Here is a 22205-nt window from a genome sequence, read left to right on the forward strand (position 1 = left end):
ATGAAAAAGCTTTTAATCGCACTATTTTGTTCTGTATGTATTTTTACTATCACTGCATGTGGCAGCGACAATGACGAATTAACGGAAATTGACATCATGCTTGACTGGTATCCAAATGCCGTACACAGTTATTTATATGTAGCCCAGGAAAACGGCTATTTTGAAGAGGAAGGGTTAAATGTCAACATCCAATTCCCGGCAAATCCAACTGACCCTATTAATCTCGCTGCTGCAGGGCAAATTACGCTCGGTATTACTTATCAGCCTGACGTTGTAACTGCTCGTGCTAATCAGGACGTTCCTGTAAAAGCGATTAGCGCTATTGTCCGTTCACCTTTAAATCATACGATCTTTTTAGAGGATAGTGATATTCAAACACCTAGAGACCTTGAAGGTAAGCAAGTTGGTTATCCTGGTATTCCATTAAATGAAGCGTTAATTAAAACGATGGTCGAAAACGACGGTGGAAGTTATGAAAATGTTCAGTTAGTTGATGTTGGCTTCGAGCTTGGATCCTCTGTTGTATCTGGGCAAGTCGATGCGGTCACTGGCGCTTACATTAACCATGAAGTTCCCGTTTTACGTTACCAAGGAAATGAAACACGCTATTTTAATCCCGTTGATTACGGCGTACCAAGCTTTTATGAGCTCGTTTTCGTTACAAATGATCAAACGTGGGAAGAGGAGCAAGAAACAATTAAAGCGTTTTGGCGTGCGGCAACAAAAGGCTATGAATTTACTGTAACTAACCCCGACGAGGCTTTAGCTGTTTTGTTTAGTAACGAGGATGAAGCAAACTTCCCATTAATTGAAGAAGTAGAAGAGGAAAGCTTGCATATATTACTACCAAAAATGCAATCTTCAAACGGTTTCGGAAGTCAAGATAGTGCTTCTTGGCAAGAAACGATCGATTGGATGCTCGAATTTGGTTTAATTGATGAGGCACCTTCTATTGATGATATTTTTGTTAATATTGTAGAGTAAGGACGAAGGTCGTTCTTTACCGCTTTAAAGAAAAAACGTTAATAACTGCTTCGTGAAGGTGTTTTTACGTTTTATTAAAAGATAATGTATAAATTTGGCGGTGGAAAAGATGCCACGCGTAGTAGCGAGAAGAGCACTCACTACTACTTTAAAGACATGTGGCATCTTTTCTTTACTGTTTCTAAGAGGGTGTCCCAAAAGGTATGGTTGACTCCAAAGGTAAAATCGACCTTTTGAGTCAACCTCTTTTACGATCCTACACTTTCTCCTCCATTTACATGTAACACCTGACCTGTTACATAACTAGAATCATCTGATGCTAAGTAGACAAATGTCGGTGCTAATTCGAATGGCTGGCCTGCACGTTTCATCGGTGTATTAGTGCCAAACTTTTTCACGTCATCTGCAGAAAAGGATGATGGGATGAGTGGCGTCCAAATAGGACCAGGTGCAACACCGTTGACCCGAATACCATCCTTTACTAACGATTTAGCTAATGATCGGGTAAAGGTAACGACTGCTCCTTGTGTACTAGCGTAATCGATGAGCTTTTCGTGTCCTTTATATGCGGTCACTGATGCATTGTTTATAATGGATGCTCCGTTTTTCAAATACGGTAGTGCCGCTTTTGTTACGTAAAAAAAGGAGAAAATGTTTGTTTTAAAAGTATGTTCTAGTTGTTCACTCGTAATATCTAATAAAGACTCCTGTACATACTGAACTGCTATGTTGTTGACAACAATATCGATTTTGTTAAAATAGTGGAGCGTCTGAGATACAAACGCAATTGCTGCCTGTTCACTCGTCAAATCACACGGTATCGCTAAACATTCACTTCCTAGCTCTTCGACTCTCGCTTTCGTTTCATGTGCGTCTTCATGCTCATTGAAATAAGCAAAAGCAATATTAGCCCCTTCTTTTGCAAAGGCAATCGCTGTGGCTCTCCCAATACCGCTATCTCCACCAGTTATAATCGCAACTTTATTTTTCAACTTATTTGCTGGCATATAGTAAGGATTTTCTGAAATTGGCCTTGGTATCATTGGAAACTCTTTACCTGGATGCTCATTTTGATGCTGTGGTGGAAAGGAGATAGGCTGTTCTTCACATTCTACTTCTTTATCGTAATAAGGGTATTGTGGATACAAGTGTCGTAACCTCCTCACGCTTTTTACGATATAGCCTATTCCTAGCGCTTGCCCAAAGTGTTTCTAATCTCTCTTTTTTATAAAAAGTACCTTTAAATAGTTCCCTTCCTTATATGCTGGAATTGTTTTAAAATCAGCAGGTAATGTAAACTCCTCCAAAATGTGATAGGCCTTATTCGATTCTTTAAAAGCCTTTTCTATAAACCCTTTAAACTTTTTCATATCAAAGTTACTCGCATTTGTTGAGGCGACAATGACACCGTTTTTTTCTGTAACCGAAATGGCATCCTTTAATAAATCTTTATAATCTTTAGCAGCACTAAAGGTGTGCTTTTTTGACCTCGCGAAGCTAGGCGGATCTAATATGACTAAATCATACTTCAACTCTTTTTTCACCGCGAATTTAAAGAAGTTGAATACATCTTGCACGATGATGTGTTGCGCTTCATAATCAATTCCGTTACAACTGAATTGCTCGATCGTTTTCGGCTTACTACGGTTTGCTAGGTCAACGCTCGTTGTTGATAATGCGCCTCCTAATGCTGCAAACACAGAGAATACCCCAGTATACGAGAACGTATTTAAAACCGTTTTTCCAGATGCATATGTATCTCTTATTCGCTTTCTCACTTCACGTTGGTCTAGGAAAACCCCTACCATTGCCCCATCATTTAAATGGACAGCGATATTGACGTCGTTTTCCTTTACAAATATCGGAAACGCTCCTCGTTCTCCTGTAATAAAATCATCATCCTCTATATACTGGCCTTTTTTATCAAACCGTTTCTTTTGATAAATCCCTTTGTACGTCACGAGCTCCGTTAAAGCAGAAATATTCTGATCCTTAAAGGAATAAATTCCTTCGTTATACCATTGAATTAAATAAAAGCCATCAAAGTAATCGATCGTTAATCCTCCGAGTCCATCACCTTCACCATTAAACACTCGAAATGCTGTCGTACTTGTATCTTTAAAAAACAATTTTCTATGATTGAATGCACTACTCATTTTGTTTTTAAAGAATGCCTCATCAATTTTTTCGTTTTCGTTATCACTGATCATCCAACCGACGCCTTTATTTTGTAGCCCGTAATATGCTTTACCTATAAACTGATTTCCTTCATCAAATACCCGCAGCAAAGCACCTTCTTCAAGTTGAGCGTTATCATGCTGAAGCACGTCTTTCGTTAATAGTGGATAGCCACGTTTATATTTGTTTGTAAACTTACTTTTTAAAGTTACTCTTAATTCAGTCATCATTGTTCCACCTTTGCTCGTTGCTAGTCCCATTATACGCATAACACATAGATAAAAAAACATTGTCAACTCAAAAAAACTTTCATTAGCTCTTCTGACACTAATGAAAGTTTTTATGCATAGCGTATTTATTATTTTGTTACGCTTCCCCTTAATATTTCCATATCTTCTGCTAATTCGTATTCAATATTCTCAGTTAAAGCATCTAATATTTGACGCGGACGTAGCCCTAATTCTAACGCATCATAAATCGTGTTATCCCAAATGTGTTGAGTTTTAAAATCTAGCGGCGTTAAAAAGCTTTCCTCCGTTTTGGACATCATATCCTCGTATAACTGCTGTGTTAATTGGCCTCCGAAAAATGGGTTTTCAAATGAAAGTACCTCTTCATTACCTCTAGCAGGAATATAAGCTGGTACAGAGTCTATTAAGCCACCCATCATTCGCTCTGTCGTATAGTATTCAACAAAATCCCAAGCAGCTAGTTTATTCGTGCTTGCTTCTGGAATAGCTAAGTTCACACTGTTTGTCCAGCCATAAAGGTTGAAAGGCAGCCTCGTTACTCGCCATTTCCCTTCTTGTTCAGGTGCAATTTGTTTAATATAGTCAGCTCCCCATGTCCCTAAGTAGATCATGACATATTCATCATTTCTTATCGCTTCACGCCCATTCCATCCGTAAATATCTAACCCAGGAAACATACCATTATCCTTTACGTGTTGTGCATGATTAACAGCTTGAATAAATTCACCATCATCTCTAACAAGTTTCATCTCATTATTATAAAATCCTCGAGTCGATTCATACAATCTAATTACTTCTATCGGCCATTGTAGTATCCATTTATCATCTCTTCGTAGCGTCTCACCTATTAAAAACCAATTTTCTGGTTCCTCCATGTACTCGGCTAGTTCATCAGGTTCAGACGGAAAACCATAATCCTCCATAATATCAGCGCGATAATAAGTTACTAAAGGCGACGTGTTAAATGGCATCGCAAGTAGGGACTCACCATCTAGTGATAAAGACACCTCCCAGAGTGCTTCTGGGAAATTGTGCTTATGCTGACCTGCAAGATATGGTTCATCCAGTAAATTTTCAAATCCATCCATTGATTTAAAAGAAGCTAAATAAGGAGAATCAATGACCATGATGTCTGGTACATCCCCAGTTGCTATTGCGTTAAAATAGGCCTCATAATAATCATCGTATTCAAAGGTAGTGATTGAAAATTCTATGTTAGGATGCTCCTCTTGATAATCTTGAAAAGTCTCTTCCCATCCATCATGATAGTAGGACCAAACTTCTAATTGTATACGCTCATCATTATTTACTTCCGTTTGCTCATATCCTTCATCAGCATGTATAGGAATTTCCATTTCGATTGGTTGACCGTGACAGGCAGCTAAAAATATAAATATAACAAAAAATAAATAGTGTGCTTTCACTCCATGTCCTCCTTCCTATTTGGAAATCCCTTAACGTTGTAATAATTGTTTTAATTCACTCGCCTGCACTGGCTTACTAAATAAGAAGCCTTGCAGCTCATCACAATGGTACTGCTGTAAAAGTGCTAGCTCATCTTCTGTTTCGACCCCTTCACCAACGACATTTAACTGGAGACTATGCGCTAGTTCAATGATCACTTTTACCATCGATGCTTGTTTTTCATTTTCTCCTATGTTCCTTATAAACTCTCTATCTAGTTTCACCTCAGAAATCGGCAATTTTAACAACTGATTTAATGAAGAGAAGCCATTACCAAAATCATCAATGGATACTTTTACACCCATTTCTTGCAATCCATTAAGTGTATGAATAACATCATCCATTTTTTTAATAAATACGCTTTCCGTTATTTCTATTTGTAAATACTGCGCTTCTAGTCCCGATATTGTTAATGCTCTTTTTACCATTTCACTTAAATAGCCATGATAAAAATGCTTTGCCGAGATGTTTACCGCTACTGGTACTTTTTTCAAGCCTGCATCTTGCCATTGTTTATTCTGTTTACAAGCTTGCAATAAGCCCCATTCATCTATTTTTAAAATAAGGCCAGATTCTTCTGCAATTGGAATAAACTTTCCAGGGCTAACATTCCCTAACTCTGGATGGTGCCAACGCATTAAAGCTTCCATTCCAGACATTTCATCCGTTTTTGCATTTACCTTCGGCTGGTAATGAAGCTCAAATTGATTCCGCTCTAATGCTTCTCGTAATCCATTGTTAATCATCATTCTTTCTGAGAAGTCAGCCTTCATCGATTGATCGAAAAATTGTATATAATTTCTTCCTTTTTCTTTCGCATTGTACATGGCCATGTCAGCAAACCTAACAAGTCTATCCAAAGTATCCCCATCTTTCGGGTACATACTAACACCGAAACTTGCTGTTACATAAAGGGACATGTTATTAAGAATGATTGGTTCAGCAAACAATCTTTGCAATTTCCCACCGAATCTTTTTACCTCTTTCTTATCAGCCTCAGTTAACACAATGACAAATTCGTCTCCGCCTAGCCTAAACACTTTTATCTTCTCTTTCTCTAATTTCATCAACTTGTTGGATACAAGCTTCAATAGTTCATCACCAACTTTATGGCCTAACGTGTCGTTGATTTGTTTAAACTGATTTAAATCAACAAACATGACAGCGATTGTTGGTGCTTTTTTGTTTGCCTCAGACTGTAGTAAGCTTTCTAAATACTTTTGAAAATGCTGTCTATTTGGGAGGCCTGTTAACATATCGTAGTACGCTAATTTTTGTAGCTTTTCCTCTGATTTTTGCAGCATCCCCGCTTGCTCTTCTAGCTCCTTATTCATATTGTTTGTTCTTTGAAACATTTGTTTCAGCTTCGTTGACGTATATTTAAAGTTTTCTATTAATAAATCAATTTCCTTCACGTTACTTTGTGGCCAATCAATCGTTTCATTGTCACCAATTTTATTAGGTAATCCTGTCGTTGTTAATGTAAGTTGGTTTAAAGTACTAACCAAATTCCTATTGATCACCCTTGACATTAATAATGCAACTAAGGCAAATATAAGTAAGAATCTAAATTGATCCAAAAAGTCGGTAAAAATTCGCTCTTGCTGATAAGACAATGGCATTTCTACATATATTGTTAGTGGAAGCCCTTCAATAGGCCTTTCGTAAATAAAGCTACCTTTATTCCAATTCATAATGCTTGGCTGCTCATTTTGATTAGCTGGTAGTTTCTGATAATAGCGTTCTGATAAATAGTAAACATCATATTCTGAAAACCAATCAAAATAGTCTCTCATATGAAATTGTTCATTCGTTGACGATAATATGATATTTTTTTCATTTGTTACCACGACATTATATATTTCATCCTGTATGTTTCGTTCTAGCAAGCTACTTAATTGACTTTGCTTCACGGTATCAAATAAAGACAATTTCATCATGTCTTTCGTATTCCATTGCTTAATTTCACTCTCAATACTTCGAGCATTGTTACTCAATAAATGAGAAGTGCTTCTAATAGATGACTCATACGCACTAATGCTATTTATTGCAAAATTAATTAAAAATGGAAAGGTGATAGCAACAATGATGATGTGTAGTATTAAATGCTGTGAGCTAATGTATTGTTTTTTACTGCCCTTTATCCATCTTTCTAATGGTGTATAAGCGAGTATCATATCAGCTATTAATGCATTACAAACACCGCTTAAGATAAGAATTGCCAAATGCACATACAGTAATGTACCAGTAAATTCAGGATAGTAGCTGCTGTACATCATCGCCGTTAATGGCACTCCAATTATAAGCCAAAAGAGACCAACCATTAAAACCATACTGCTTTTTCGTCTAAATAATAAAATAACCCCAATGAAAAAGACTTCTAGTATCATCGTAATCTCAGTTATATGTAACTCATAAAAGAGGAATCCTATAATAAATATGACGATAGCGATTGCTGTCGCTTTAACAAGGCTGAACAACCTGACAATTAATAATAAAAATAAACTAGCAAAGCTCACCGTCATGCCAAAAACTAAGGGAAGATCGAATAATTTAGTTATGAGTGCGCTGAAAGAGAGAAGGAGAAATACAATTACATACTTAAACGACTTACTGAACACTAGATTTTTTGCCTTTTCTTGCTTCAACATCATTCCTCCTCCACTTGTGAATATATTACTCTTGTTCACGAAAACGTTTTCGTTAATAAAAATAGAAAAAACTGCATATAACGTTATAGCAGTTTACTCTAGAATATACTAGGTAACCCGGCTATCATACTATGCTTAGACCCGTGGCTTTGCGTCCTGCACTTTCGCACAGTTTGCCCCAATATTAAATTTATTTTAAAAATTTCCAATTATCGACATAACTCTTCATTTTATTATAGTATGTATTGCCCTCGTTGAAAAGTATTTTCGTTAAAATAGTCTTAGTGCTAAAGTAGGTGTTTCTATTCCTTGCTACTCTTCATCTAAATAAAGCAATGTATGCGCAATCGTTTCTTTAAAAGTCGAACCTGTTATTGGAGAGCCATCTGTAGACTCTAATGGCTTTACACGATAAAGGTCATTCTCTTGTACTACTAACGTAGGAATAATTTCAGGATTTTTTATGCTAACTTCTACATCCTCTCCGTTAGTTATTTTCGTTATCTCCACTGTGCCTATCCCTCCGATATCAGTAAAGTCAAAGTACTGACCTGATAGGAAATTTCCTAAAGAATAAAAAACGATTGTCTCGTTGTCATTTACATCGTTTTCTACAATTTCAATTGGTTGTAGTACGTGTGGGTGGTGACCATAAATAATATCGACTCCAGCTTCTGATAATGTTTGTGCTAGTTGCCTTTGCTCCTGGTTAGGCTCTCTTTTATATTCATCACCCCAATGCATGTGTACAACGACGACGTCTGTTTTTTCTTTCAAATTAGCTACGTCAGATACGATTCTGTTTGGCTCAATTAAAGCAACTACGTCCGGGTGATTTTGCGGGATAGGAATCCCGTTTGTACCATATGTATAGGCAAGTACACCTACCGATATCCCATCCATTTCTACTATGCGGTCCGTTTCTCTATCTTCCGTATTTCGATAAACACCAACATAATCCATCTCAATCTCATCGTAAAAGTTCAGTGCACTATTTACCGCCTTCATTCCCCGATCTAACGTATGGTTATTCGCACCGATCACCATGTCGACTCCCACGTCTTGTAAGTTTTCTACTATTTCTTGCGGGCTATTAAAGGCTGGGTAAGAGGATAAACCGATTTCCACTCCTCCTGGCATCGATTCTTGGTTTGCCATTAAAAAATCCGGTTTCTCTAAAAGGTGGGCAACCTCTTCAAGCATTGGGGAAAAATCGTATTTGCCTTCATCCGTTTCGGCAAGCTCATAAACACGATTATGCAGCAATACATCTCCTATTGCTCCAATTGTCATTTTCTCCTCAACAACGACAGCTCTTTCTATGTTGTCATTTGCAGCGTTTAATAAAGATAGCTCATTTTTTCTTTCTTCAAAATGTTGACCTTCGTATTTTCCTTGTTCTTGACAGCCAAAAAGAATTGCCATCAAAACAAAACTCGCTATTATCCTTTTAGTCATTTTTCCACTCCTTTCTTATCACTTCTTATCACTCAGCTTTCGCTTCACTTTATCAGGATAATTTGTAATAATCCCCGATACCCCCCAATTTAATGCCGTTTCAATTTCGAATTCATCATTTAATGTATAGGGATGAATATATAACTGAAAACTTTTTGCCTTTCGTACATAGTCTTCATTTATTCGTTTAAAATTCGGTCCTACGCCTACCGCATACTTTTTAATCAATTTTAACTGTTGCTCGTCTGTATTTGGTCGTTTTAATAACTGGAATAATGGAATATTGGCGTTTTGTTTGTGGATGTTAACTAAACACTTTTCATCAAACGATTGTATGATGATGTGATCGTCTTCAATTTGATATTTTTCAAGGAGGTTTAATAGTTCCATCTCCATCTTTGGGTAAAGATGGGGAGATTTTAATTCTATGATGTATTGAATACTATTGCCAAAGGTCTCAAATACTTGCTCTAACGTAGGTACCTTTGCTCCAACGTACTCTTTTTTTGCGTATTTCGGGTATTTTTCGTTAAACCATGATCCAGCATCTAGTTGTTGTATGTCATGTAATGAAAGATCCTTTACTTTTCCCTCACCATTTGTCGTTCGATCAACTAATTTGTCATGTAATACTATTAGTGTACCATCTTTTGTACGTTGAATGTCCAACTCGATAAAATCAGCTTCCATTTTCTTAGCTAATGCAAACGCTTCTAACGTATTTTCTGGCGCATAGCCAGAGGCTCCACGGTGCGCAACAACATAAGTATCTTCTATAGGAAGCTTTGCTTTGTTTACGCTATACGCTAATTCATGTATCTGTGTATTTACTGCTGTGCTTGCTTGAGATAATGGTATCAACATCATCAATAACAATGCGATTTTTATACTCATGTAAGCTTTGTGCAACTTGTATCTACCCTTTCTTATTTCGTAAGTAATATTATTCGATATTAGTAGAGTTTCTATACTTGCTTAATGGAAAATATTGCTGGTTCCGAGGGGAGATTGCGTGTTTTTTATTGCATAGTTTGGGAGAATTTCAGATGGGGTGTTGCTAACTTACCTTCAGGTGCTTTTTCTTTTGCTCAAGGGCTGATGGGGCGCCGCCATCTTTCCTTCACACTTTTTTTTATTCGCTCAAGGGCAGTTGGGGCAACGCCATCTTACCTTCACGACACTTTTTATTTGCTCAAGGGCTGATGGCAACGCGCCATCTTAACTTCACGCTATTTTTTATTTGCTCAAGGGCTGATGGCAACGCGCCATCTTACCTTCACAACACTTTTTATTTGCTCAAGGGCTGATGGCAACGCGCCATCTTACCTTCACACTATTTTTTATTCGCTCAAGGGCAGATGGGGCGCCGCCATCTTACTTTCACACTATTTTTTATTTGCTCAAGGGCAGATGGGACAGCGCCATCTTACCTTCACGCTATTTTTTATTCGCTCAAGGGCTGATGGCAACGCGCCATCTTACCTTCACGCTATTTTTTATTCGCTCAAGGGCTGATGGCAACGCGCCTTCTTTCCTTCACAACACTTTTTATTTGCTCAAGGGCTGATGGCAACGCGCCATCTTACCTTCACACTATTTTTTATTCGCTCAAGGGCAGTTGGGGCGGCTCCATCTTACCTTCACAACACTTTTTATTTGCTCAAGGGCTGATGGCAACGCGCCATCTTACCTTCACGCTATTTTTTATTCGCTCAAGGGCAGATGGGGCGGCTCCATCTTACCTTCACGCTATTTTTTATTCGCTCAAGGGCAGTTGGGGCAACGCCATCTTACCTTCACGCTATTTTTTATTTGCTCAAGGGCAGATGGCAACGCACCATCTTACCTTCACGCTATTTTTTATTTGCTCAAGGGCTGATGGCAACGCGCCATCTTACTTTCACACTATTTTTTATTTGCTCAAGGGCAGATGGGACAGCGCCATCTTACCTTCACGCTATTTTTTATTCGCTCAAGGGCAGATGGCAACGCGCCATCTTACCTTCACGCTATTTTTTATTCGCTCAAGGGCAGTTGAGGCGGCTCCATCTTACCTTCACACTTTTTTTTATTCGCTCAAGGGCAGATGGGGCGGCTCCATCTTACCTTCACGCTATTTTTTATTCGCTCAAGGGCTGATGGCAACGCGCCATCTTACCTTCACAACACTTTTTATTTGCTCAAGGGCAGATGGGACGGCTCCATCTTACCTTCACGCTATTTTTTATTTGCTCAAGGGCAGATGGCAACGCGCCATCTTACCTTCACACTTTTTTTTATTCGCTCAAGGGCAGTTGGGGCAACGCCATCTTACCTTCACAACACTTTTTATTTGCTCAAGGGCAGTTGGGGCGGCGCCTTCTTTCCTTCACACTTCTTTTTCTACGCTCAAGGGCAGATAACACACCGCCATCTTCCCTCCACACACTTTCCCCACCGCTCAAAGGCAGATGGCAACGCTCTCGCTCGCTCCCTTTCCCTAAAACGTAGAAATGAGGCTGTCCCAAAAGCTATTAAATTTTTGGCAATGGCTCCACTCACCGCGCGACCACTATAAAAAACCACTTATAGTGGTCTTTAAGGGATTGCGGTGGCTACGCACATTGCTTAGAGGCTGACTCAAAAGGTAAAAATCGACCTTTTGAGTCAGCCTCCTACTAAACATTATTCAACGATTAATTCTCCATCGTAGGAAGTAATGATTTTATATAGATCTGGTCTACGATCTCTAAAAATTCCCCACTCTATTCTTTGTGTGTCTAGTTCATCTAAATCAAATTCTGCGACTAATACTGTTTCTTCTGTTCGGTCTGCCTCTTCAATTTTATTGCCTTGCGGTCCTGCAATGAAGGAAGAACCGTAAAACGTAATTTTAGAATCATCGTCTTCCTCCACTCCGACACGATTTGAGGCAATAACGGGAACGAGGTTTGCCGCAGCATGACCAAGCATCACGGTTTGCCAATGATCTTTAGAGTCGATCGTATCATCATGTGGCTCTGAGCCGATTGCAGTTGGATAAAAGAGAAGCTCCGCTCCCATTAATGCCATACATCTAGCCGCTTCTGGATACCATTGATCCCAGCATATCCCTACGCCAATTTTTCCATACTTTGTATTCCATACTTTAAATCCTGTATCACCAGGATTAAAATAAAATTTTTCTTCGTAGCCAGGTCCATCTGGAATATGACTTTTTCGGTATGTGCCAAGAAGCGAACCATCTGCATCGATAACGACTAATGAATTGTATCTCGCATTGTTTTTCTTTTCGTAAAAGCTAATTGGCAATACGACTTGAAGCTCTTTTGCTACCTTTTTAAAATGGTTGATCGCTCTATTACTTTCTATTTCAGTTGCATATGCGTAATACTCTGCTTTTTCCTTTTGACAAAAATAAGGCGTTTCAAAAAGCTCTTGAATTAAAATAATGTTGGCTCCCTTGTCTGAAGCCTCTCTCACAAGCTTATCGGCCTTACTGATGTTTTCATTAACATCACATGAACAGCTCATTTGTGTTGCTGCTACCTTTACTTTTCTCATCATTTCACCTCATTGATTAAATCATTTGCTGAGTAGTACAGTGGACATTTCCACCTTCTTTAATGATTGCCATTCCATCAATCGTTCGTATCTTTCGATTTGGAAACACTTGCTGCAGCACATCGATTGCTTGGTTATCTGTCTCTTCTGCAGTACCTCCGAAAACAGGTAAAATAATTCCATCATTCACAAAGTAAAAATTTAAGTAGCTCAAAGTAAGTCTTTGTGATTGTTGCATTACTTTTGGTGGTTGATTAATTTGAATTACTTCTAAACGTCTACCTTTAGCATCTGTCGTATTCTCTAAAATAGTTATATTTTCTTGCGTGATTTCATAGTTTTCGTCATGTTTATCTTCGCACACTTGCATAATTACTTTCCCCGGTGCAGCATAGCAGGCGATATTATCTACATGACCATCTGTTTCATCCCCACTTAATCCGCGCTTTAACCAAATTATTTTTTCAACACCTAAATATGTTTTCAAATGCTGTTCTATTTCCGTCTTACTAAGAGAAGGGTTTCTATTAGGATGCAGTAAGCATTCTTCCGTTGTAATTAACGTGCCTTCTCCATCAACATGAAAGGAGCCACCCTCCATTACAATTGGTGCATCTATTTGTTTTATGTTAAAATGCTTCAATATTTTGGGCGCGACATTGTCATCTAAATCCCAAGGGGCATATTTTTCTCCCCAAGCATTAAAAATCCAATTTATTCCTGCTTTTTCACCAGCTTCGTTGATCACAAAGGTTGGACCATTATCACGTAACCACGCATCGTTATGCTCAATGGATAACACCTCAACGTTATTGTTAAGAGAAAATAATTCATTTACTTTCGCGACATCTGCTTCGTTTACGATTACAGTAACTGGCTCAAACTCTGAAATAGCTGTAACTAATTCTTGATAGCCGTTCGTGACAACGTCATAGTCGTCAGGAAAAACCATTGATTCTTTTACTGGCCATGAAATTAATGTTCTTTTATGTGGCACCCATTCTGGGGGCATATACATATTTGATATTTTTCCCATACATTCATCACTCTTTTTTACGTTAAATTTTTGTCAAGACTATTTTGTCCTATCGCTCATCATATAATAATTATTGTTTTGCTACAATAAAATTTTTCCTACTCTTTCATGCACGTATGTTTTATCGATGTAAGGAAAAATTAAAATAGAGTTCGACATTGAAGGAGTGATATTAAAGATGGAAAATACACATGAATTTGTGGAAAATTTACATGATAAACAAAGTAAAGCAGAAAGAAATAAAAAACGCCAAGGAACAGGCAATCCTAGCCACAAGTTACCGAATAAGCAGCATAGCACAAACAAGTAGGAAAAGGTAATTTTTCTTAAACGATTAAAAAGAGGTTGATCGAAAAGGTGTATTTTCACCTTTTCTGTCAACCTCTACTTCCCAAATCCCTCTCCGGTGCAAGTTGCGAGCGCTACAACTCAAACTCCCACTCTTCTTTCAGCTTTAAATAAAGAACAAACAGGATGCTTTCTAACTCCCGATTTGATTTACCAGTTCCTTCTATTCCGACCTTTGTTAATAAAGCATTGGCAACCTTGCGAGTTAATGGGTCACGTTCATTCATCGGTAAATGTAATAGTCGCTCACTATACGTTTTGACTAGCTTCCAATCTTCTGCACTAATAGACTTCAATGCCCATACGTCAATCGCCAAATCGTCTTTCGTTAAGCTTCTTCTTTCTATTTCCTTCTCTAACGCTGTTTTCTTATTCGATTTTTTTGCTCTTCTTTCATGAACGACAATCGTTCCACCTACTACATCACCTAAACGCTTGTGCTTTGAATGAAAAAAGATCATTAAGATTCCTACTAAGTACGCCATCGGTAATGAATCAATAAGACGTAAAAAATTTCTAATAAAGCTCGATAATAATGTAATACTATGGCCACTCTCTTGAATCACTCTAATTCCGATCATTTTTTTACCTATCGTTCTTCCACCAGTAAAGTACTCTAACACGAAAAAGTAACCCGTATTAACGATAAAAATAAGGACGATGGTAACTGCCATAGCCACGTTCGGTGAATTCATTCCTATTAAAAAACTTTGACCGCTTATAAATAATACCGTCAAAATAACGATACCTATATTGACCAACAATATAATGAGTTGATCGAGCATAAAGGCGAGTGCTCTACTCCCTAACCCTGCAGGCTGAAATTGAAGTGATACAAATTCAGGCGTTTTTATCGAGACTTGTTCATCATTCATCCGCTTCACCTCTTCGGTTAATTTTCTATATGTATTTCTATATTTCATTCATGTTACTATAATAGAATGGAAGGATATAGTATTTAAAGGCAGGTGGTTTCATGAATGTAAAGCAATTTGTTCAGCAGCATCGCGAAGACTGGAAAGAGCTAGAACAAATGATCACAACATTACATAAAAAAAGGAAACGTGTTACTGGAGATCATATTGAGCGTTTCCATCAGCTTTATCAAAAGACAACACAACACCTATCCTATAGTCAAACGTACTTTAAAGATGAAGAAGTCACAGAGTACTTAAACGGCCTCGTTTCAAAGTCTCATAACTTACTTTATAAAGATCAATTAACAAGCGTAAAGCAAATTCATTACTTTTTTACCCAAAAATTTATTCGTTTACTAACGGAACAATGGAAGTTTGTTATCGCAGCGATGATTTTGTTTACATTAGGTGGTTTAGGAAGCTTTTTTGCCGTTTTAAGCGATCCACTACATTTATATACGGTGCTTCCTGCTGAAATTGCTCAAGGGGTCGACCCTGAACAATTAGGTGCTAATCATGATACGATAGATCCTTCTCTTATGTCAGCAAGTATTATGACAAACAATATTCAAGTGGCGATATTAGCCTTTGCAGGTGGTATTACTTTCGGATTATTAACCGTTTATATCCTTATTTATAATGGTATTATAGTTGGCGCACTTGCTGCCCTGTTTTGGCATTACGGTATGACATACGAGTTTTGGGCTTATATCGTTCCGCACGGTATGATTGAGCTTGCTGCGATATTCATTGCGGGTGGCGCTGGTCTTCTTATGGGATATAAGCTGTTCGTTCCAGGGAATTATTCAAGGAGCTACCAATTGAAGGTGCAAGCAAAAAGGTCCGTGCAGCTTCTTATCGGTACGATCCCAATTTTTATTATCGCTGGACTAATAGAAGGCTTTATTACTCCTGCCTCCATTTCTCTTGAGGCAAAGTATCTCGTTGCAATATTAACTGTGATTGGCCTCTTACTTTATGTAGCAATCGGTAACTTATTATTAAAAAATAAGACGTCATAAATGATTTTCTTAACTCCCCAAACTGTCGCGCTGTATGGTTTGGGGAGTTTTTAGGCTGTGATAAGCTTTGTTGGTGATTTTCACTTCATAACGCTCGCCTGCCAAGGTAATGCTTTACAAGGGAATTATAATAACCCACGGTTGATAATATCAATATAGTTTGAAATTGCTGTAACAGCTAAGTTTTCCTCTTTTGCTTCGATCATTTGTAGACCTTGCTTTTCCCATCTATTTTTCTCTCGCTTTTTAAATACCATTTGCTGCTGTGCAATACTTTTCACCATTGTTGACTGCATATCGCTCGGCTGTTTCTTTATTTGCTTTCTAAGTTCTTCATCTTCTATTCCAATCATTAAAAACACATGACGCTGTCTTAAACGTCTTAAATAAGCTAATGCACTTTCTTCATGTAAAAACGTTTTTACATCACTAAACAGTAACAACAAGCTCCGTTTTTTTTGTACGGTTTGCAAGTAGTTCAAAACGACGCCGTAGTTCGATTCCGCTGCATCAGCTTTAAGGTTATAGACCGCTTTTAAAATCGTTTGAAGGTGCTCCATCCCTTTGCCCGGTGGCACATATACTTTCGTGCCCTTGGAGAAAGCGAGAACAGCCACGTAATCGCCCTTTTTCAACGCCGCCGCAGCCACTGCGATAGCCGCTTCTAAAGACTTATCCAACCGATTTCCTCGCTTTAGCTCTACACCCATCATTCTGCCACAATCGATTAGTAATGTAATATGTTTACCATGCTCCGGTTCATATTCATTCGTCATCACTTCTTGTAGCTTAGCCGTTTGCCGCCAATTAATCTTTCTTGGATCGTCTCCAACGACATAGTTTCTTACTTTAGCGAATTCACCGACACTACTATTTTGTTTTTTTATTTTTACGCCTTCGTGTAGTAAAAACTTTTGTGCATTCTCTAAATACTCTTTCGTTTCCGTTAAATCTGGAATAACTTTAACGGTTTTCTCCATATTGACAGTCTTTTGTTTTTCCCATAAGCCTAACGTACTTCGATAGCGAAAATACAGCTGGTTGATTGTATATTCGCCTCTTACAGGTGCTGCTGTTTCGTATGTAACTATTGTCGCACGATCTTTTTCTGCAGTGCCATAGTACGGAAACGGTCTTTTAAACGATTGTGGTAAATCATCTTTGAAGCGAAATTTAATCGCCTTATCTGAATGATTTTCTATTTTTAATTCCACTTCATACGTAATATCTCTCTCCATTTCCTGCGGTAATACTCGTTCAAAAGAAAGCTGTCTTTTATTTGGAGAAAGGAAAAGATCTAAAAAGGTTGCAAATAACACTACTGCATTACAAAGTATAATAAAGGTCCAGGTGATTCCGAAAAAGCTTGCTACGAAGAGGCTGAGCGAAACAACTAACATGAGAAGAATCAGCTTCTTCGTAGGCAATATCCCTCTATCTCGGAACAGGAATCGCCCCCACCAGTTCATTGATGATTTGGTCAACAGTCGCCCCCTCCAATTCTATATGTGGAGATAATTGTACACGATGTCTTAACGCTGGACGCGCCACCATTTTCACATCATCTGGTGTGACATAGTCGCGACCAGCCATGTATGCCCATGATTGTGCTGCCTTACCAATTGCAATTGCTGCACGGGTACTTGCTCCGAAGCGTAGCGAATCTACTTCCCTCGTTTTTCTTACAATTTGCATAATGTAATAAAGTACACTTTCGCTAAGCGTCACTTGTTCAATTTCTTTTCGAATGAGTAAAAATTCGTCCATATCGATAAATGCATTTACTTCACTCACATCATAGCTGTTTTCAATGACTTGCTTTAAAACGTTTTGTTCTTCTTCTAAAGTAGGAAAATCTATGAGTAGCTTAAATAAAAAGCGATCCTGTTGTGCCTCCGGTAGTGGATATGTCCCTTCAAACTCTATCGGGTTTTGCGTAGCTACAACAAAGAATACGTCATCTAGTTGATACGTCTCTCCTTGTATTGTTACTTGCTTTTCTTCCATTGCTTCTAAAAGCGCTGCTTGCGTTTTAGCTGGTGTACGGTTTATTTCATCCGCTAGCAATACGTTCGTGAAAATTGGCCCTTTTAACGTTTCAAATGAACTGTCTTTCATGTTATAAATCGTACTACCCGTAATATCACTAGGAAGAAGATCTGGTGTAAATTGAATACGATTAAAGTCACCGCCTAAAAGGTTTGCGAGCGTCCTTACCATTTGTGTTTTTCCTGTTCCTGGAACACCTTCAATAAGTACGTGACCACCGGCTAATACGGCAGATAATAATAGTCTTAAATTTGTGCTTTGACCTAAAATGCGTTTTTCATAGCTGTCCAATAAGGATGTTAGCTTCTCTCTCATCCTTCTTCCACCCCTTTTCTAAGTTCCTCTAAGCGTTTCGACCAGAGTAAAAACTCTTGCTTACTGACCTTTTGTTTCCCTAATACAATGTGTAACCCTTCTAAAAATGCTTTTATTTCTTGATGTGATTTTCTAGCCCATTTTCTATCTAGTTCCTCTGAGATATCCTTCCATTCTCTGTTATACGAGATCATCCATTTTTCCTGCAAGAGGAGCTTGAGATAATCGGCTTGCATAGCTAGCGCATCGGCATACCTACTTCCTCTTAAATACCAAGCAGCTAATGCACGGGTGCCTTCATCGCTAAAACGTACCGCTTCATCACGAACTTGATATATTGGGCCAAAACGTTTTCCTTGATACAGTAGTAATAAAATTGCGAGTAATGCACCTTGAATCATAAATAGGATAAACCATTTTGGATAAACAGTGATAAACGTTGCTGCATTCCCTTGATGATGTATATACTCATCGAAAATAATCGCTTCATGGTCTTCATAGCCTTCCTCAATCATCTGCAGCACAAGAGGAATATGATCATAGTCAAGTAAGTATGTGTTCATCGTCCAATGTGGTGTATTCACGATCATTAAATGCCCTTCACCGATAGGGCGACGAATGGCTATCGCACCTAAATCATCCGTAATGAGTACCTCATCATTCTCTTCCGTTTGTATTCGTATGTTTGAAAGAAACATCGATTGATAGCTTTGCTCATTCATTTGAACAGAATGGTATTCTTCTTCCAGTGGTTCAGTCAGGTAGCCATACTCGACCTTTATATCAAACATCCCTACAGGATTTTCACTGAAAAGTAAAATCGTATTTCCTTCTTCCATAAAACGTACGTATTCATTCATTTCCTCTTCCATAGGTACGAAAAAAGGTTCAATCATTAATAATAAGCTTTGCTCAGATTGCAATACATCGGGAGAGTTATACCATCTCGTCACATCGTCATATTCATTCTCCATATAAGTGTAAAGTGCTTTTACACCAGTAGGTGATGGAGAGGAAGATATGTATGCTGGATATTCTCTCGGTTGATTGGAAAAGCCAAAGTAACTAACGACTAAAAATATTGCCAAAATAGAAATCCATACAATCATTCGCCTTACATTCTTCATTTTCTCCAAACGGCCCTCTCACCTCCTAGTTGTGATCTTCTTGCTTCCCTTTTAAAATGTTTGCTACTTCGTCACGGAAAGGAATATACTCTTCTTTTTCTATTAATCTTTCTCCATAAGTCACTTCATCAAATAAGATGGCAAACTTAAAGAATAATTCAGCATCAGATTTCTTTACTTTCCTTAACTCATCGTAATACTCCCAGTTTGTTTTCCAAATTTTTGCCTCGAGCCAGTTTATGTCATGATAGTAAAGGAGTAGCCCTAAAAACATGTGTCGTGTTGCTAAAGAGTATTCACCTTTTCCTTCATGCTTTTCGGCTTCTAATAAATGCTTTTCATACGACCAGCTCATTTCATTCATTGCTTGTAGCGGCTGATTGTCACGGAATGTTCTTCTTCTTTTTATAGTTCTAGCGACAAGAAGAAAGATGACAACTAATAGCGCTAAGCCAAGGATAACGATAAAAACAAAAACTGCTCCAGATACTCCCGAACCAATGGCTATGTTCGGAAATAACCGTGAGAGTAGTTCTCCTATCCAATGTAAAACGAAATCGATTATTCTTTCAATTAAGCCTCGATTATCCTCATAATATACTTGATATTCTGGCGTGTCTAAAATCTTTTCTAGCTGCTCTCTAGCATGATCAGCCATTTTTATTCACCTAGCTTTCACATGGAAATAGGTTATTCCTGTATCGAACCGTTATAATTTTCAAGTAAATCTTTAATATCTTCTGCATCATGTCGCGTTTTTAAGTCTGTATACACGACTGAGTATGCAACAGCAGTGATCATCTGTGTCACGAGCATGATCAAGTTCATCACAGTAAAAAATAATACACTGTGACCTAATAGTGCCATGAATGAAAATTCGAAGGCGAGACCAACCAACGATATAATTAAAGTAAATACGATAATCAAACCAAATGATGCCCACATGCGACCTCTCGTTAATTGCCAGCTTCTTGATAATCCAGGGCTCTCCTCTTTTAATACGACAGATCCTAAGAAAAAGGCCCAACGAGTTAATAGTAGTCCGAGCCCGATAAATGCAGCTAAACCAAAAATGAATACTAAAATTACACCAATTACAGGGTGTATGAGGATACCAATAACACCGATAAACAGAAGCGCGATATTAGGTACGATAATCATCCCAAACAAAATAAGAAAGAAAAGAATAGAGCTTCCAATTATTGGCCAAAAGCGTGAGAATGCTTGCTTAATGACTCCCCCAACCGTATACTCTTCACCCTTTCGTATACGGTTAACTGCAAGGATGATCGCAGCATATGCAATTGGATATAGAAACAAAGAAATAAAGCTGACTAACGCAATCCATAAATCGGCTATTATTTCTGAGGTTGCATACGGCTCTGGATCATCGAAAACGGATGTAAACTGCTCAAGAAATGTTCCCCCAGCTACATCACGTATTAAGCTAGTACCGAACGCTGCCCTTATTAGAGCTTCTATTAAAATAACAGGACCGATCAAAAATAAAAATATTTTAAAGAAGTTAATAAAATGTTTCTTACTTAAGGAAAATGTTACATCGAGAATTTCCCCAAAACCTTTAGGTTTATTTAACCTATCTTTCATGCAGATTTCCCCCTTCTATGTATTTTTTCAATATCACCATAATGATCATTTTAACATTTTTTTGTAGTGTTTTTGTAAATATATGCAAACTATATAAATAGTCTTACTTCATCTAATTTGATAACCTAAATATAGCTATGCTCCTGTTTATTTTTTAATTGACTGTTTCCGTATAATTTTTTAGTTTTTTCAGACTTGGGTAAACGAAAGGTGAACTGTCCATTAAACATGTATGTAAAAGACCCTTTTCATTTTATATTTTTATTGGAGGTAAAACATGAAGGTTACGTTTTTAGGAACTGGTGCGGGTATTCCTGCAAAAGAGAGAAATGTCTCTTCTATCGCACTACACTTACATAATGATAGCTTGTTTTGGTTGTTTGATTGTGGAGAAGCAACGCAGCACCAAATATTACATACACCTATAAAGCTAAGAAAAATAAATAGCATTTTTATTAGTCATTTGCATGGCGATCATATCTTTGGCCTCCCAGGATTATTAGGAAGTCGCTCATTTCAAGGCGCTGAAACACCTTTAACGGTATATGGACCTGTTGGAATACAACATTTTATTGAAACATCTTTAAAGGTGAGCACCACTTATTTAAAGTATCCTATTCATTTTAAAGAGCTCGAGAATGATGGCGTCATATATGAAGATAATGAGTACATTGTTACTACTCAACTACTGGAGCATGGGATTGACTCCTATGGCTTTAGGGTTGATCAAAAGGAACAGGCTGGTTCTTTACTCATGGATAAAGTGGTTGCTGCCGGTATTCCTCCCGGGCCAATATTAAAGGATTTAAAAGTTGGTCGTTCTGTAACGTTACAGGACGGGAGAGTGTTTCATGGCGAAGACTTTATCGGTCCGCCGAAAAAGGGTAAATCTGTAGCGGTTTTAGGAGACACGAGATTTTCTTCTCGTTCGATAGCGCTTTGTAAAGGCGTTCATACGTTAGTACACGAAGCGACTTTTGCACATAAAGACGAGCAGATCGCACACGAGTACTTTCACGCGACTACAGAAGAAGCTGCTAAAGTAGCAAAGCTATCTCGTGTCGAGCAGCTTATCCTTACTCATATTAGCTCTCGATATCAAAAGGATGATATGAAACAGCTATTGTTAGAAGCAAAGGAAGTCTTTCCTCAGACTTATATAGCTGAAGATTTAAAAACCTTTCAAATTTAAAAATTTTACTGGAGGATAGTAAAGATTGTAGCTGACTGAGATCCAATTGGTGGCGTTATTTC

At 38.0% G+C, this 22205-nt stretch carries 19 protein-coding genes and 1 riboswitch; of the genes, 5 read left to right on the plus strand and 14 right to left on the minus strand.

Going from position 1 to position 22205, the window contains the following annotated elements:
* Positions 1 to 984 carry an ABC transporter substrate-binding protein gene (locus BCELL_RS20860; protein WP_013490781.1) on the plus strand — a complete coding sequence of 328 codons (984 nt, stop codon included), beginning with the start codon at positions 1 to 3 and terminating at the stop codon, positions 982 to 984.
* Positions 985 to 1232: 248 nt separating this feature from the next.
* On the opposite strand, the gene BCELL_RS20865 is transcribed toward BCELL_RS20860, so the two are convergent.
* From BCELL_RS20865 to BCELL_RS20890, 6 genes are all read right to left on the minus strand, one after another.
* Entirely contained in the window at positions 1233 to 2132 is a 900-nt protein-coding gene (locus tag BCELL_RS20865; protein ID WP_013490782.1) for an SDR family oxidoreductase, read from the minus strand.
* A gap of 63 nt (positions 2133 to 2195) precedes the next feature.
* Positions 2196 to 3392, minus strand: a complete 1197-nt coding sequence (locus BCELL_RS20870) for a class I SAM-dependent rRNA methyltransferase (RefSeq protein WP_013490783.1) — start codon at positions 3390 to 3392, stop codon at positions 2196 to 2198.
* 128 nt (positions 3393 to 3520) lie between these two features.
* Positions 3521 to 4837, minus strand: coding sequence for an ABC transporter substrate-binding protein (locus BCELL_RS20875; protein ID WP_013490784.1), 1317 nt, complete (start codon positions 4835 to 4837; stop codon positions 3521 to 3523).
* Between the two features lie 30 nt (positions 4838 to 4867).
* A complete protein-coding gene (locus BCELL_RS20880; protein ID WP_041808465.1) occupies positions 4868 to 7531 on the minus strand; it encodes an EAL domain-containing protein in 2664 nt (887 codons plus the stop codon).
* 105 nt (positions 7532 to 7636) lie between these two features.
* A riboswitch (cyclic di-GMP riboswitch) is annotated at positions 7637 to 7716 on the minus strand.
* 124 nt (positions 7717 to 7840) lie between these two features.
* Positions 7841 to 8986 (minus strand): CapA family protein, encoded by a 1146-nt coding sequence (locus BCELL_RS20885; protein ID WP_013490786.1) that lies wholly within the window; start codon positions 8984 to 8986, stop codon positions 7841 to 7843.
* Positions 8987 to 9004: 18 nt separating this feature from the next.
* A complete protein-coding gene (locus BCELL_RS20890; RefSeq protein WP_425357464.1) occupies positions 9005 to 9916 on the minus strand; it encodes a glycerophosphodiester phosphodiesterase in 912 nt (303 codons plus the stop codon).
* Between the two features lie 584 nt (positions 9917 to 10500).
* Between BCELL_RS20890 and BCELL_RS22835 the strand changes: the two genes are divergently transcribed.
* A complete protein-coding gene (locus BCELL_RS22835; RefSeq protein WP_013490788.1) occupies positions 10501 to 11388 on the plus strand; it encodes a hypothetical protein in 888 nt (295 codons plus the stop codon).
* A 262-nt stretch (positions 11389 to 11650) separates the two neighbouring features.
* Here BCELL_RS22835 and aguB read toward each other — a convergent pair whose 3' ends face one another.
* Together aguB and BCELL_RS20900 are read right to left on the minus strand one after the other, a co-directional pair.
* Complete coding sequence (gene aguB, locus BCELL_RS20895; protein WP_013490789.1) at positions 11651 to 12529, minus strand: N-carbamoylputrescine amidase; 879 nt, start codon at positions 12527 to 12529, stop codon at positions 11651 to 11653.
* A 16-nt stretch (positions 12530 to 12545) separates the two neighbouring features.
* Complete coding sequence (locus tag BCELL_RS20900; protein ID WP_013490790.1) at positions 12546 to 13565, minus strand: agmatine deiminase family protein; 1020 nt, start codon at positions 13563 to 13565, stop codon at positions 12546 to 12548.
* A 178-nt stretch (positions 13566 to 13743) separates the two neighbouring features.
* Between BCELL_RS20900 and BCELL_RS22320 the strand changes: the two genes are divergently transcribed.
* Positions 13744 to 13875 (plus strand): DUF4023 domain-containing protein, encoded by a 132-nt coding sequence (locus BCELL_RS22320; protein ID WP_013490791.1) that lies wholly within the window; start codon positions 13744 to 13746, stop codon positions 13873 to 13875.
* 112 nt (positions 13876 to 13987) lie between these two features.
* On the opposite strand, the gene BCELL_RS20905 is transcribed toward BCELL_RS22320, so the two are convergent.
* A complete protein-coding gene (locus tag BCELL_RS20905) occupies positions 13988 to 14788 on the minus strand; it encodes an RDD family protein (protein ID WP_013490792.1) in 801 nt (266 codons plus the stop codon).
* Positions 14789 to 14889: 101 nt separating this feature from the next.
* Here BCELL_RS20905 and BCELL_RS20910 point away from each other — a divergent pair, with 101 nt between their 5' ends.
* A complete protein-coding gene (locus BCELL_RS20910) occupies positions 14890 to 15852 on the plus strand; it encodes a stage II sporulation protein M (protein ID WP_013490793.1) in 963 nt (320 codons plus the stop codon).
* Positions 15853 to 15977: 125 nt separating this feature from the next.
* On the opposite strand, the gene BCELL_RS20915 is transcribed toward BCELL_RS20910, so the two are convergent.
* Genes BCELL_RS20915 through BCELL_RS20935 form a run of 5 tightly spaced genes read right to left on the minus strand, consistent with a single transcriptional unit; the run spans position 15978 to position 20951 of the window.
* Positions 15978 to 17279 carry a DUF58 domain-containing protein gene (locus tag BCELL_RS20915; RefSeq protein ID WP_013490794.1) on the minus strand — a complete coding sequence of 434 codons (1302 nt, stop codon included), beginning with the start codon at positions 17277 to 17279 and terminating at the stop codon, positions 15978 to 15980.
* 7 nt (positions 17280 to 17286) lie between these two features.
* The gene (locus BCELL_RS20920) at positions 17287 to 18216 is read right to left on the minus strand and encodes an AAA family ATPase (RefSeq protein WP_013490795.1); all 930 of its coding nucleotides are present in this window, start codon (positions 18214 to 18216) and stop codon (positions 17287 to 17289) included.
* Positions 18213 to 19343 carry a DUF4350 domain-containing protein gene (locus tag BCELL_RS20925; protein ID WP_041809259.1) on the minus strand — a complete coding sequence of 377 codons (1131 nt, stop codon included), beginning with the start codon at positions 19341 to 19343 and terminating at the stop codon, positions 18213 to 18215. Before BCELL_RS20925 ends, BCELL_RS20920 begins: the two co-directional genes overlap by 4 nt.
* Positions 19344 to 19368: 25 nt before the next feature.
* Complete coding sequence (locus BCELL_RS20930) at positions 19369 to 20001, minus strand: hypothetical protein (protein WP_013490797.1); 633 nt, start codon at positions 19999 to 20001, stop codon at positions 19369 to 19371.
* Positions 20002 to 20033: 32 nt separating this feature from the next.
* On the minus strand, positions 20034 to 20951 hold the full coding sequence (locus BCELL_RS20935; RefSeq protein WP_013490798.1) for a DUF7847 domain-containing protein: 918 nt from the start codon (positions 20949 to 20951) through the stop codon (positions 20034 to 20036).
* Between the two features lie 277 nt (positions 20952 to 21228).
* Between BCELL_RS20935 and rnz the strand changes: the two genes are divergently transcribed.
* Positions 21229 to 22143 (plus strand): ribonuclease Z, encoded by a 915-nt coding sequence (gene rnz / locus BCELL_RS20940; RefSeq protein ID WP_013490799.1) that lies wholly within the window; start codon positions 21229 to 21231, stop codon positions 22141 to 22143.
* Positions 22144 to 22205: the final 62 nt, after the last annotated feature.

The organism is Evansella cellulosilytica DSM 2522, from assembly GCF_000177235.2.
Classification (GTDB): domain Bacteria; phylum Bacillota; class Bacilli; order Bacillales; family Salisediminibacteriaceae; genus Evansella; species Evansella cellulosilytica.